Source organism: Neptuniibacter sp. SY11_33 (assembly GCF_047778025.1).
In the GTDB taxonomy this organism is placed as follows: Bacteria; Pseudomonadota; Gammaproteobacteria; order Pseudomonadales; family Balneatricaceae; genus Neptuniibacter.
Window position 1 is genome coordinate 3,240,287 of sequence record NZ_CP180543.1, and the last position, 13,687, is coordinate 3,253,973.

Annotated in this window: 14 protein-coding genes; 4 read left to right on the plus strand and 10 right to left on the minus strand. The window is 44.3% G+C overall.

The window, feature by feature from the left end; genetic code table 11:
- Nucleotides 1-35 precede the first annotated feature (35 nt).
- From rseP to rpsB, 7 genes are all read right to left on the minus strand, one after another.
- On the minus strand, nucleotides 36-1,391 hold the full coding sequence (gene rseP / locus ACMXYV_RS15320) for a sigma E protease regulator RseP (RefSeq protein WP_415889317.1): 1,356 nt from the start codon (nucleotides 1,389-1,391) through the stop codon (nucleotides 36-38).
- A gap of 7 nt (nucleotides 1,392-1,398) precedes the next feature.
- The gene (locus tag ACMXYV_RS15325) at nucleotides 1,399-2,211 is read right to left on the minus strand and encodes a phosphatidate cytidylyltransferase (RefSeq protein WP_415889318.1); all 813 of its coding nucleotides are present in this window, start codon (nucleotides 2,209-2,211) and stop codon (nucleotides 1,399-1,401) included.
- Nucleotides 2,204-2,965, minus strand: coding sequence for an isoprenyl transferase (locus ACMXYV_RS15330; protein ID WP_415889319.1), 762 nt, complete (start codon nucleotides 2,963-2,965; stop codon nucleotides 2,204-2,206). Before ACMXYV_RS15330 ends, ACMXYV_RS15325 begins: the two co-directional genes overlap by 8 nt.
- A gap of 40 nt (nucleotides 2,966-3,005) precedes the next feature.
- Nucleotides 3,006-3,563 (minus strand): ribosome recycling factor, encoded by a 558-nt coding sequence (frr, locus tag ACMXYV_RS15335; RefSeq protein WP_415889320.1) that lies wholly within the window; start codon nucleotides 3,561-3,563, stop codon nucleotides 3,006-3,008.
- Nucleotides 3,553-4,311, minus strand: a complete 759-nt coding sequence (pyrH, locus tag ACMXYV_RS15340) for a UMP kinase (protein WP_415889321.1) — start codon at nucleotides 4,309-4,311, stop codon at nucleotides 3,553-3,555. The genes frr and pyrH overlap by 11 nt, the downstream gene beginning before the upstream one ends.
- Nucleotides 4,312-4,408: 97 nt before the next feature.
- Nucleotides 4,409-5,269, minus strand: a complete 861-nt coding sequence (tsf, locus tag ACMXYV_RS15345) for a translation elongation factor Ts (protein WP_415889322.1) — start codon at nucleotides 5,267-5,269, stop codon at nucleotides 4,409-4,411.
- Between the two features lie 108 nt (nucleotides 5,270-5,377).
- On the minus strand, nucleotides 5,378-6,112 hold the full coding sequence (rpsB, locus tag ACMXYV_RS15350; RefSeq protein ID WP_415889323.1) for a 30S ribosomal protein S2: 735 nt from the start codon (nucleotides 6,110-6,112) through the stop codon (nucleotides 5,378-5,380).
- Nucleotides 6,113-6,354: 242 nt separating this feature from the next.
- Here rpsB and map point away from each other — a divergent pair, with 242 nt between their 5' ends.
- The 3 genes from map to ACMXYV_RS15365 are packed head-to-tail and all read left to right on the plus strand — an operon-like array spanning nucleotide 6,355 to nucleotide 10,211.
- On the plus strand, nucleotides 6,355-7,128 hold the full coding sequence (map, locus tag ACMXYV_RS15355; RefSeq protein WP_415889324.1) for a type I methionyl aminopeptidase: 774 nt from the start codon (nucleotides 6,355-6,357) through the stop codon (nucleotides 7,126-7,128).
- Nucleotides 7,129-7,170: 42 nt separating this feature from the next.
- Nucleotides 7,171-9,870, plus strand: coding sequence for a [protein-PII] uridylyltransferase (locus ACMXYV_RS15360; RefSeq protein WP_415889325.1), 2,700 nt, complete (start codon nucleotides 7,171-7,173; stop codon nucleotides 9,868-9,870).
- 50 nt (nucleotides 9,871-9,920) lie between these two features.
- Entirely contained in the window at nucleotides 9,921-10,211 is a 291-nt protein-coding gene (locus tag ACMXYV_RS15365) for a DUF1244 domain-containing protein (protein WP_415885841.1), read from the plus strand.
- Nucleotides 10,212-10,275: 64 nt separating this feature from the next.
- On the opposite strand, the gene ACMXYV_RS15370 is transcribed toward ACMXYV_RS15365, so the two are convergent.
- The gene (locus tag ACMXYV_RS15370) at nucleotides 10,276-10,761 is read right to left on the minus strand and encodes an LPP20 family lipoprotein (protein WP_415889326.1); all 486 of its coding nucleotides are present in this window, start codon (nucleotides 10,759-10,761) and stop codon (nucleotides 10,276-10,278) included.
- 8 nt (nucleotides 10,762-10,769) lie between these two features.
- A complete protein-coding gene (locus tag ACMXYV_RS15375; RefSeq protein WP_415889327.1) occupies nucleotides 10,770-11,495 on the minus strand; it encodes a FlgO family outer membrane protein in 726 nt (241 codons plus the stop codon).
- Between the two features lie 215 nt (nucleotides 11,496-11,710).
- On the opposite strand from ACMXYV_RS15375, the gene ACMXYV_RS15380 reads away from it, so the two are divergent.
- The gene (locus tag ACMXYV_RS15380; RefSeq protein ID WP_415889328.1) at nucleotides 11,711-12,922 is read left to right on the plus strand and encodes a flagellar assembly protein T N-terminal domain-containing protein; all 1,212 of its coding nucleotides are present in this window, start codon (nucleotides 11,711-11,713) and stop codon (nucleotides 12,920-12,922) included.
- A gap of 61 nt (nucleotides 12,923-12,983) precedes the next feature.
- On the opposite strand, the gene ACMXYV_RS15385 is transcribed toward ACMXYV_RS15380, so the two are convergent.
- The gene (locus ACMXYV_RS15385; RefSeq protein ID WP_415889329.1) at nucleotides 12,984-13,640 is read right to left on the minus strand and encodes an OmpA family protein; all 657 of its coding nucleotides are present in this window, start codon (nucleotides 13,638-13,640) and stop codon (nucleotides 12,984-12,986) included.
- Nucleotides 13,641-13,687: the final 47 nt, after the last annotated feature.

Sequence of the window (13,687 nt, forward strand, 5' to 3'; positions counted from 1 at the left end):
TGCGTCTAATCCGTAATAAATAATCGAAACAGCTATTAAAGCCGCATAAAGTCATTAAACAATGCTACAAACATCAGTGAAAGCAGCATAGCCATACCAATTTTCAGGCCAAGGAGCTGAATATTCTCACTTACAGGCTTTCCTGTCACTAATTCAACAGCATAATAAAGCAAATGCCCGCCATCTAAGACAGGAATTGGCAGTAAATTTAAGATACCTAGGCTAATACTCAGATATGCAAGAAAACCAATATAATACTCAATGCCTAAGGAAGCAGAAGAACCGGCCACTTTAGCAATGGTAATTGGCCCGCTCAAGTTTTTTACCGACATGTCACCCGTCAGCATTTTCCATATCGAATCAAAAATCAATCCAATTAATTGCCAAGATCTTTCAAAAGCCATAACAATCGATTCAATGGGGTTATATCTTATCTGCCTTTCCATATTTTCTGGCAAAGAAACAGGCTCAGTACCCGCTCCAATATACCCTATTTGAACCCCGTCTTGCGTCACCTTCATAGCAGGCTTTAATTTGATAAATAACTCTTGCCCAGCCCTATATATTTTCAGGTTTAAATCTTGTTCTGGATTGGCTTTTACAACACTAACAAACGACAGCCAATCTTTAACTTCAGCACCATTAACTGAAAGCACCTCATCACCAACCACCAATCCTGAACCTGCAGCCCGCCCATTTTCCAAGAAATGCCCAAATATAGCGGGCACATGAGGACGCCAAGGCACAAGCCCCAATGCAGAGACCGGCGATTGTTTATCTACATCTACCTTCCATTCATCAAGGACTATTTTATAATCCGTTACAAGAGTCGTTCCTTCTTCTCGTACTTTAAGGCTTAACTCCCCACTTTCAGCAACGCGCGAAGCAAGTCGCAAATTAACGGCGTCCCAACTTAAAGTTTCATAGCCATCAACCGCTACTATTTCAGAATTGATAGGTAAACCAGCCTTTTCAGCCAAAGACCCAGACTGAAGTCCTCCAATTACAGGAACAACAGCTGACACGCCATAAATAAAGAGAAACCAATAAGCAAAGACAGCAAAAATGAGATTTACCAGAGGACCTGCTGCAACTATTGCGATACGTTGGATTACAGGTTTACGATTAAATGCTTGGGAGAGCTGTTCTTCAGGCACATCACCTTCACGCTCATCAAGCATTTTGACATAGCCGCCTAAAGGGATACTTGCGATCGCATATTCAGTTCCTTGTCGATCTTTCCAAGTATAAAACGCTTTACCAAAACCTACTGAGAAACGTAGTACTTTGACTCCACAACGACGAGCCACATAAAAATGCCCCCATTCATGGATGGTAACTAAAATCCCCAGCGTAACGATTGTAGCAAGAATGGTGTGCAACAGTTCCATAGCAATCTCAATATGCAATTAGATATTGCATACCTAATACAAATAAAGGAGAGGCTGCCGTTAGGCTATCGATACGATCCAATACACCTCCATGACCAGGGAGTAGCTGACTACTATCTTTAATGCCCCGATGTCGTTTCAGCATACTTTCAAACAAATCCCCAAGAACCGAGATTAGCCCTGTAACGGTAGCAAGTACAACAAGAAGAACAACTTGTACCATTTCAAACCCGCTATACAAAGCAAATCCAACAGCAATAACAACACAGGCAAACAAACCACCGTAAAGGCCTTCTCGCGTTTTACCAGGACTAACATTAGGCGCTAACTTTACTCGACCAAAATTTTTACCCGAGAAATACGCTCCGACATCCGCACCCCAAACCAGAAGAAACAACAGCAGGATTAACATCTCACCGTTTTCTGAACCTTTAAGTCCAACAAATGCAATCCAGCTTGGCACCAATACAACCAAGCCAACCAAGGCACGTTTCCAGCCAGCGCTCCAACCAGTGCTCTGCGGATATTTCACCACCCAGATGAGCGCGATCATCCAACCTAAGAGTGCAGCTGACAAGATAAGCTCAACAGGAATACTGGTATAAAAAAGATGCAGACCAGCAAGAATGGATGCCATGAAGCCTACATACATGAAACGCTGAATACGGCTTTCATAACCGGATAAATTTGCCCATTCCCAAGCACCCAAGAGAATGACAACATCCATAAAATAAAGAAAAGATGGTAAAGGTAAAGCAAAAACACCTAGCAACGCTAACGGTGCAAGCACAAGCGCGGTTAATATTCGCTGTTTAAGCATTTTGCTCCGCCTCTACCTGTTCACTGGTTTTACCAAAACGGCGTTGTCTACCACTATAATCTTGAACTGCCGCTTTCAAATGCTCTTTATCAAAGTCGGGCCAATAAGCATCCGAAAAATACAATTCAGTGTAAGCAAATTGCCAGATCAGGAAATTACTAATACGCTGTTCCCCACCCGTTCTGATACATAGATCAGGTTCAGGCAGATCAGAAAGGTTAATATATTTCGCTAGCGATTCTTCAGTAATTTCTGAAGGGGATAAGTCATTAGCAATGCATTGTTCAGCCAGTTGACGAGCCGCTTGGGTAATATCCCAACGGCCACCATAATTTGCAGCAACATTTAGCTGCAAACCATCACAATCGGCAGTCAGAGCTTCAACATGGTTGATTTTTTTCTGTAACGAATCGCTAAATGATGTTTTATCACCAACAACTCTTAAGCGAATATTATTTTTCAATAATTTCTTCGCTTCTCGATCTAATGCCAGCTTGAACAATTCCATTAGACCTTTAACCTCCAACGGAGGTCGCTTCCAATTCTCAGAACTGAAGGCAAATAAAGTCAGAGATTCAACTCCCAACTCCACACAGCCCTCGATCACTGAGCGCACACAATCCACCCCCGCTTTATGACCTGCTAGACCTGGCAGTCGACGCTCTTTTGCCCAGCGATTATTTCCATCCATAATGATGGCAACATGCCGAGGCGTATTAGTAAAAACTTCTGAAGAATTGTTTTCTGATATCATGCAAATAATTCAGCGGCACCTTACAGCACCGCTGCTTCGATCAAATTTCCATTAGATCTTTTTCTTTCTGTTCCAGAAGGCCATCCACTTCTGCAACATGCTTATCCGTAACTTTCTGAATTTGATCTTCACCACGGCGTTGATCATCTTCAGTGATCTCTTTCTCTTTCAAAAGATCCTTAAGGTCACCGTTTGCATCACGGCGAACATTACGAATCGCCACACGCGCACCTTCTGCTTCTTGACGAGCCTGTTTGATGTAACCTTTACGCGTTTCTTCTGTTAACGGCGGCATCGGCACGCGAATATTTTCACCTGCAGTTGCTGGATTAAGGCCCAAATCAGATGTCATTATTGCTTTTTCGATAACCGGCACCATTGGCTTTTCCCAAGGTACAATCGAAAGAGTACGACCATCTTCAACTGAAATATTTGCCACTTGGCTCAAAGGGACATTAGAACCATAATAGGAAACCTGAATCCCCTCTAGAATACTCGGATGTGCACGACCTGTGCGGATCTTCTTAAAGTTCGTAACTAGGGATTCAACACTTTTCTGCATGCGCTCGGCAGCATCCTGAGTGATTTCATTCAGCATATTTTTCTCCAACCGTTTCACTGCAATCGATCAAAGTACCCTCATCGCTACCTACTACAAGATTGGCGAGAGCACCTGGTTTATTCATATTAAATACACGCACTGGCATATTATGATCTCGCGTCAAACAGATCGCTGTTAGATCCATAACACCCAATTGCTGTTCTAAAACTTCATCATAACTTAAATGACGGTAGCGGCGCGCTGTAGGATCCTTAACCGGATCAGCCGTATAAACGCCATCAACTTTCGTTGCTTTCAACACAACATCCGCATCAACTTCAATACCGCGAAGACAAGCTGCAGAATCGGTTGTAAAGAAAGGATTTCCTGTACCCGCCGCAAAAATCACAACGTCGCCCTGATTTAGGTAGCGCATCGCATTTCGACGGTCGTAATGGTCCACTACACCACTCATCGGAATAGCCGACATTACCCTTGTATTTATATTGCTACGCTCCAATGCATCACGCATAGCCAATGCATTCATTACGGTTGCAAGCATACCCATATGGTCGCCAGTAACACGATCCAACCCAGCTTCATTTAGCGCTGCGCCGCGAAACAAATTGCCGCCGCCGATAACCATACCGACTTGAACACCAATCCCTACCAACTGACCTATTTCTAAGGCCATACGATTAAGGACATTTGAATCGATACCAAAGCTTTCATCACCCATTAGGGCTTCGCCGCTTAGCTTTAGCAATATGCGTTTATATTTTGATTGTTTCTCGGTGGTTGGCATCCGTATATCTCCACAGAAATTGGGATCAGGAGAGTGTAGCAAGAAAAGAAGGGGTTGCGCATGGGTTAGATGCGCAACCCTTAAGCTTTACAGCTTATTAGCCGTTAAGCTGAGCAGCAACTTCTGCAGCGAAGTCCACTTCTTCAACTTCAATACCTTCACCCACTTCGATACGAGTGAATGCAGAGATTGTAGCGCCAGCATCTTTTGCTACCTGACCAACTTTTTGATCTGGATTTTTAACAAAAGCTTGCTCTACCAGACTGTTTTCAGCCAAGAACTTGTTGATACGACCGATAACCATTTTCTCTGCAATTTCAGCAGGTTTGCTAGCCATATCTGGCTGTGCAAGGATGATCTCTTTTTCTTTATCAACAACATCAGCTGGCATGTCTTCTTTGTTAACAACCTGAGGGTTAACAGCAGTAACATGCATAGCGATATCTTTAGCAGTTTCAGTGTTACCGCCTTCTAGCTGAACAAGTGCAGCAATTTTGTTGTTACTATGCACGTAAGCACCAACAACGCCACCTTCAACTAGGAATACGCGACGCACACCAATGTTCTCACCGATTTTCTGAACCAATGCATCACGCGTATCAGTCAGTTCACCAGCCATCAACGCTTCTACGTCAGTCGCTTTATCAGCAAACGCTTTGTCTAGAACGACATTAGCGAAAGCTAGGAAACCTTCATCACGTGCAGCGAAGTCAGTTTCAGAGTTAACTTCTACTGCTACCGCGTAGCTGCTATCGTCTGCAACTTTAACAACCACAACACCTTCAGCTGCAGTACGACCTGCTTTCTTAGCAGCTTTCATACCAGAAGCTTTACGTAGCTCTTCAATCGCTTTTTCGATGTCGCCACCAGCTTCTTTAAGTGCTTTCTTACACTCCATCATGCCTAGACCAGTACGGTCACGCAGATCCTTAACCATTGCAGCGGAAATCTTCGCCATATCGAATACCCCTATAAAATAATCGCGGGTTAATCAAAAAATCCAAAAAAGGGGGCAAGGCCCCCTCTATAAAGTCAAAGAGAATACGTTACCGCATTCCCAGCAGAATTATTCAGCTGCTTTTTCTTCAACTTCAACGAATTCGTTTTTGTCGCCAGCAGTTGCTTCAGTACCTTCTAGGCAAGCATCAGCTGCAGACTTAACGTAAATCTGGATTGCACGCAGTGCATCATCGTTACCAGGGATAACAACATCAACGCCATCTGGGTTGCTGTTAGTATCAACGACACCGATAACTGGGATACCCAGTTTGTTTGCTTCATTTACTGCGATACGCTCGTGGTCAACGTCGATTACGAACAAAGCGTCAGGCAGACCGCCCATCTCTTTGATACCACCGATAGAACGCTCTAGCTTTTCCATTTCACGCTGACGCATCAAAGCTTCTTTCTTAGTTAGCTTTTCAAACGTACCATCCTGGCTCTGACCTTCCAGATCGCGTAGACGACGGATAGACTGACGGATAGTTTTGTAGTTAGTCAGCATACCACCCAACCAACGGTGGTTTACGTATGGCATACCTGCACGAGAAGCTTCTTCTTTAACGATTTTGCTAGCAGCGCGCTTAGTACCAACGAAAAGAACTTTGTTCTTGTTGGAAGCCATACCCTGGATGCTATCTAGTGCACCGTTAAGTGCAGGTAGAGTGTGCTCTAGGTTGATGATGTGAATCTTGTTACGAGCACCGAAAATGAATTTAGACATTTTCGGGTTCCAGTAACGAGTCTGGTGACCGAAGTGAACGCCTGCTTTAAGCAGGTCACGCATAGTAATTTTAGCCATTATATTTTCCTAAAATTGGGTTAAACCTCCACGATCCCCAACATCCAACCCGAAGGCACCCTGAACATTGTGTCGGAACGTGTGTGATATATTTTTGCTTACGCAAATTGAGCGCGGATTTATACCATAACCACCCAATAATTTAAAGCCTATTTCTATTCCTGCAGCAGGATTGCTACAATCACCTTCAGTTAAATTTTAATACACCGCTTCTAGCGGTTTCACAGGACAATTGACAGCTTATGAGCATCAAAATTAAAACACCTGAAGAGATCGAGAAAATGCGCATTGCAGGCCGCTTGGCCGCAGAAGTTCTCGAAATGATTGAGCCATATATAAAACCAGGTGTCACCACGAATGAGCTGAACCAAATTTGTCATGACTACATTGTGGATAAACAGCAAGCTATTCCAGCACCGCTCAACTATCATGGCTTCCCTAAATCAATCTGCACTTCAGTTAACCAGGTTGTCTGCCACGGCATTCCAAATGACAAAAAACTAAAAGATAGCGACATCATCAACGTCGATATCACAGTAATCAAAGACGGTTATCACGGCGACACCAGCAAAATGTTTTTTGTGGGTAAGGAGCTTCCTCATGCCCGCCGCCTAGTCGATATCACACTGGAATGCATGTACAAAGGCATTAAGCTAGTCAAACCGGGCGCACGCCTTGGAGATATTGGCCACGTAATCCAAACCTATGCTGAACAAAACCATTACACTGTGGTTCGCGAATACTGCGGACACGGCATTGGCGCTGAATTCCACGAAGAACCTCAGGTTCTGCATTACGGTAAAGCAGGCACGGGCGAGGTTCTTGAGGAAGGTATGATTTTCACCATCGAGCCAATGATCAATGCAGGCAAGCGCCAAGTTAAACTATCCAAGAAAGATGGCTGGACAGTTGAAACAGCTGACCGTCGCTTATCAGCCCAGTGGGAACACACAATTTTAGTAACTGCTGATGGTTACGAGATTCTAACCCTACGTTCTGATGAGAACATTCAGTAAATCATTTAACTGCAAGCAATCAGTAAAGCGGGTAATGCTAAGATGTCGACCACCCTCCACCAGCAACTAGCAGAAGAAGAGATCATCGACATCGATGATTTTAGAACCAAGTTAGCTGAGGCAACCTCCCCTATCCCAGTGTACAAAGAGGCTCTTTGTACAATAAAAACCAGCCTTGATGATCGCTTTAAGGCCGGGGAGGATATCCGCAAACTAATCTACGGCCGCGCGTGGGAAATTGATCGCATCTTACAAGTTGCTTGGTCTCAATACCCATGGCCCGAGGATAAGATCTCGCTTATCGCTGTCGGCGGTTATGGCCGAGGCGAACTACACCCGCATTCAGATATTGACCTACTCATCTTATTAGATGACGAAGTCAATGCTGAAGATCTACACGATTCAATCAGCGCATTTTTAACCACACTTTGGGATATCAATTTAGATATAGGTTCCAGTGTTCGAACACTCAGCGAATGCTATAAAGAAGCACAAAGTGATATTACAATCGCCACCAATCTAATCGAGTCACGCACATTGACGGGTAATACTGATCTACATACACAGATGTATGATCGCGTGACATCAGAAGGCGCATGGACTGATAAAGAGTTCTTTCTAGCGAAGCAAAAAGAACAGAAAGAACGCCATAAGAAAACCAATAATACCGAATACAATCTAGAACCCAACCTAAAAAATTCTCCTGGCGGCCTACGCGATTTACAAACCATAGGCTGGGTATCCAAAAGGCATTTCGGTTCTACCTATATTCGCGACTTGGTTGAAGACGGCTTTTTAACAGAGACAGAGCTCGATATCTTAAATAAAGGCGAGCTGTACCTATGGTCCGTTCGTTATGCACTGCACATGCTCTGCAACCGTCGTGAAGACCGCCTACTGTTTGACCATCAGCGCACACTAGCTGAGTTCTTTGGTTACAAAGATGAAGAAGGCAAGCTTGCTGTAGAGCAGTTCATGAGCAAGTACTACCGTATTGCCATGACCATGTCCGAATTCAACGACATGCTGCTGCAGCACTTTGATGAAGCAATCCTTCGCGCGGATGAAGAACAGGCGATAATCCCTCTGAATAATCGTTTCCAAATCCACAACGATTACCTAGAAGTTACTCACGAAAACACTTTTGAACACCAGCCTTTTGGTTTGATGGAACTGTTTGTCCTTCTGGCCCAGAATCCATCCATTAAAGGCGTACGCGCCTCCACGATTCGTTTGATAAGAGACAACCGTCACAAGGTTGATGATGAATTTCGTAAAGATATTCGCAATACCAGCCTCTTTATGGAACTGCTTCGCTCCCCCGAGCGTGTTTCTACCGAATTAAAACGAATGACACGATACGGTATTTTGGGCCGCTATCTGCCTCAATTCGGCCGTATTATTGGTCAGATGCAGCACGACCTATTCCATATCTATACCGTTGATGCGCACACCATGAAGGTAATTCAGAAGTGCCGCCAATTCAGACATCGTGACTACCGAGAAGAATTTCCTATATGTCATCGCATTGTAAATCAACTGCCTAAAATAGAGCTGTTATACATTGCCGGTCTTTTCCATGACATTGCTAAAGGCCGTGGTGGCGATCACTCAGAGCTAGGCGCTGAAGACGTACTCGAATTCTGCGATGAGCACCATTTAGGCAAGTGGGACAGCCATCTAGTATCCTGGCTCGTACGTAACCACTTACTTATGTCTATGACAGCTCAGCGCAAGGACATTTCAGACCCGGAAGTTATCCACACCTTTGCGCAACAAGTACGTGACATTGTGCACCTTGATTATCTATACGTGCTGACTATCGCTGATATAAACGCTACCAACCACACGCTTTGGAACAGCTGGCGTGCAACACTGATGCGCAAACTCTATACCGATACTAAACGCGCTCTGCGTCGTGGCTTAGAGAACCCAATCAATAAAGAAGACCGTATCGAACAGATTCAGCACGAAGCTCAGATTCTATTGGATCGCCAAGGCGTCGAAAAATCAACAATACACACTTTATGGTCAACTATCGGGGATGATTATTTCCTTAGAGAGACCGCACAAAGTATTGCTGAACATACCAAAGCCATTCTAGAACACACAAAAGCAGATGAGCCTCTGATTCTGATCCGCCAAACATCTCATCGTGTGTTTGAAGGGGCAACAGAGATTTTCATCTATAGCAAAGATATCAAAAACCTCTTTGCAGCCACAGTAGCAGCGATGGATCAATTGCACCTCAATATTCAAGATGCACGTATTATCGTGACAGATAGTGGCGAGGTCCTTAACACTTATACAGTTCTATCAGATGACAATACGCCATTGTCGGAGAATCCAAGTCATCTACAGTCGATCAAGCAACGCCTAATCGAAGAACTAGATGATCCAGATGACTACCCTGACATTATCCAGCGACGCGTTCCACGTCAGATGAAGCTTTTTGCTACACCAACACAGGTTTATTTAAGCAATGATCCATCTGCTCAACAGACCGTACTAGAAGTGATTACACCGGATCGCCCTGGCCTACTTGCACGCATTGGTGGCATTTTCGCGGAGCATAACTTATCTGTACGTAAAGCGAAGATTGCAAGCGTGGGTGAACGTGTAGAAGACTTCTTCTTCATCACCGACGAACAAGGCCTGCCAGTATCTGATCCAGACCTATGCCAGAACCTTCAGGATCAGATCTGCCAGCAGCTGGATGAACACATCCAACACGAACGTTAATAGAGCCGTAGCCTCAGGTAAGCGAGGCACTTAGAGAGAGTGAGGAAAACATGGATCAACAAACGCAAAATGAAATCGAAGCGGCTGTATTCCGTCGTCTACTAGAGCACTTAGACAACCGTAAAGACGTACAGAACATTGATCTAATGATTCTGGCGGGTTTCTGCCGTAACTGTCTTAGCAAATGGTATAAAGCTGAAGCTGAAAAGCGCGGCCATGAAGTAGATTACGATGCTGCGCGTGAGTTGGTATACGGTGAGTCTTACGACACTTGGAAAGATAAATACCAAAAGAAAGCCACACCAGAGCAGATGGCAGCATTCGAAGCGACTCAAAAATAGTCGCCTAACTATTAAAGCTTAAGCAATAAAAAAGGGAGCATCGACTCCCTTTTTTATTGTCTATTTAGCGGCTAATCCAGGCTCGTTGAACCTGATTCAGATCCACCTCTAAAGTGGTTGCATAAGTATCCTCTTGCACCGGATAAGTCTTCACAACTCTTGCTCCTCTAACGATCCCGGAGACAGCAGCCTTAAACTGATCGCTCTGCAACACCATATCTTGAACTGAAGTGGTACCAAACAAGTACTGACCATGAACAACACCCGCCAATTCTTGATAAGCTCGTAACTTAGAAGCACGCATCGCCATCAAAATTTTATGCTGACGATTTTTCCCCGGCTGCAAGCTAATCGGCGCATATCCCGTCGCCCTCACCCAGTTAGGCTCTTTCGGTTCTTCAACTCGCGTTGGAAAATTAACATCCGGTAATGCTTCAACCATATCGATGGTCGTCTCCACTGCCGTTTCACAACCCTGAAGCAGCAAAACAGGCGTCAATAAAAGCAGCCCAGCTAACTTATGAAAAAACTTTATATATGCAGTTTTCATTTGATGATTTACCTAACCGGCCCGCTTCCATTTTCAATGATCATATCTTCATTTAACGCCTTTAGAGGATTATATCCAGGCAAACCACCCTCTAAACGTGCATTGCTCACATGACTCTGCCCAGTTGCCAGCACCTGTCGAGTCGTTGTATCAATTACTCGGGCATTGATCACCATGCCATCAGAGTGTTGCGCATAAGTTCCTGTCACCAAGAAATACAACTTGTAGCGCGTTCTAAGACCTGACAGGTTCTGCTTCGATAACGGCTGCTTAGTTGATGTTGTTAACCCCGCCGCGCGGTAATCAATTAAGTTGTAGCCATGCTGTTGTAACTGATAAATAAACGCCTGCTCTAAACGCTCACCAAAACGCCCAACTTTGCGCTCATTATGTAAATTGGTGAATGGAATGACTGCCATTGGGAATTTTTTAACGCGATTCTGCTGTAAACCCGCTGTCATCTGCACTGCCATTTGCTGAACAGCCTCACTGAGAGGGTCCAAACCGTTTGGAGAAACATCAACCTGCACAACCTCCCGCTGCAACATCGCGCGCTCTTTTTCCAACAGCGCTTCTTTTTCTGCGATATGCGCCTTTTCTAGCTTATGCAGTTCTGCAACGACTTCAGGACTCATACTTTCAATATGCACAGACTCAGGCCCAGCATCTTTATTCATTTGCTGCATACAACCACTTAAACATCCGATCGCAAACAGCAGTAAAATATTTTTCATCCTGATCTTCCAAACTCAAAGGTTACGCACCACAATCTAACATAATCATCTAGGTATAGGGAGCAATACAAAACGCGACCTTATACAATGATTTACAATCATATTGTAATTGCATACTGTCAGCTTTAAGAGCCCTGAGATAAGATGCCCACGGCTCCAACATCTGTTATTTAAGTTATCTACATATAGTGTAAGTAATCGGTCAACGGTGAGATATGTTTAATCTAGTGCAAAAATTAGTCTTAGCCTGCCTACTTCTATTGCCCCTTTCAGCTCAGGCAGTTGTAGTTGAAGCTCAAGGCCAAGCCATTATTGCCAATAAAGATATAAACTCTGCTCGAGAAGCTGCAATTCGAGATGCTTCACAGCAAGCCTCTATGCAAGCTGCTGTTTATATTTCTAGCAGCCAAGTCGTTCGCGATGGCATCCTAGAAATCGACAATATGCAGATCAGCACTTTAGGCCAAGTATCCAATATAGAAATAGTAGATGAGAAGGTCGTTGGTAATACTCTATTTATCCGTATTCGGGCTGATGTGCTGATTGATCAAGGGTGCCATAACGGCGTAAGTAACAGTTACACAAAATCAATTGCCGTTACCGCTTTCCCACTACTAAAACTTAAACAAGCCAACTTGGGTGGCTTAGGCACTGTGAGTAGTGTTTTTCCTGCTCAAATTGCACAACTGATGAATAACAAACAGTCTTTTGTTGCTCATAATGCCGGCCGTCTAAACCTTCACCCACAGCCAGAATTCGCCCCAACTAATCAGTTGGATGACGGCGCGCTTTCCAGCATGCAACAAACGGCTGGCCAGCTAAATGTAAACTACGTTATCTCTGGTGTTATCCGTGATATGTCGATGATGGATCCTCGTACTCATGCCGAGAAAAATTTCCTTATCGATCTATACAACACCTTGGATTACAAAAGTAAAAAGCACTTACGAAACTTTGAAATAGACCTATTTATCCATGATGGTATGACTGGCCACCTTGTCAGCCAAAAACACTACCAAACCGCTGGCCTCTGGAATCTAGATCGCACAATTAAGACAGGCTTCAATACTGCTGGTTTTTTCAAGCAGGATTATGGACAAAAAGTTAAACAGCTCCAGGAAACCATTCTTGAAGAGCTTCAAAACGAATTAATTTGCGAGCCTTTCTCGACCATGATCACTCAAGTTGAAGACCGAAATATCTGGATTAACTCTGGTAAGCAACAAGGTTTGAAACGAGGCGACAAACTTACGATCTACCGCAAGTCCACTTATTACTCGCCCGATATGAAAGCGACCTCTCAGCTAACCAATACTAAGCAAACATTGATCATCGATGACGTACAAATGGGATCAGCTTCTGGCCACATCAGTAGCGCAGCAGCGTCATTCAATATTAGGCCTGGCGACCTAGCTATCGCTCGCTAATGAAGAAGAGGTAAGAAAGAAATACACTCGAGCCAAAAAAGCTCGAGTGCCATATCAATGCTTAGCGACGCGTTCCGCTAATATTGATCTCTACACGACGGTTCTGTGAACGACCCGCAGAGGTTTTATTATCAGCAATTGGATAACGCTCACCATAACCACGTGCATTAATACGTAAACGTTCAACACCTGCACTCGCAAGATAATCACCTACGCGAGCAGCACGGCGCTCAGAAAGTTGCTGGTTATATTCAAAAGAACCAGAACTATCTGTAAAGCCATCAACATTCAATTCAGTCTGATCAAACTTAGCCAACACCTTAGCTACAGAGTCCAATACAGGGTAGAAACTGCCTGCAATACGATCAGAATTCACAGCAAATGTAATATTGCCCGGCATAATCAAACGAATGGAATCACCGATACGTTCAACACGTACACCTGTACCTTCCAGCTCCTGACGTAACAAAGCTTCCTGTTGATCCATGTAATAGCCGATACCGCCACCAACAGCACCACCAACAAGCGCACCCGTCAAAGCACCTTTACCACGGTCGCTTTTGCTAGAAACTGCAGCACCAAGTACGGCACCTGCAACAGCACCAATACCTGCACCCTTCGCAGTGTTACCTACCTTCTGCTCACCTGTATAAGGATCTAGTGTTTGACAACCCGTTAGCAGAACACCTGTAACGGCTACAGCAATCAGTTTTTTCATGCATATCTCCTAAGATTCTTGCGCTCCCTGAATTCGGCCATAGTATG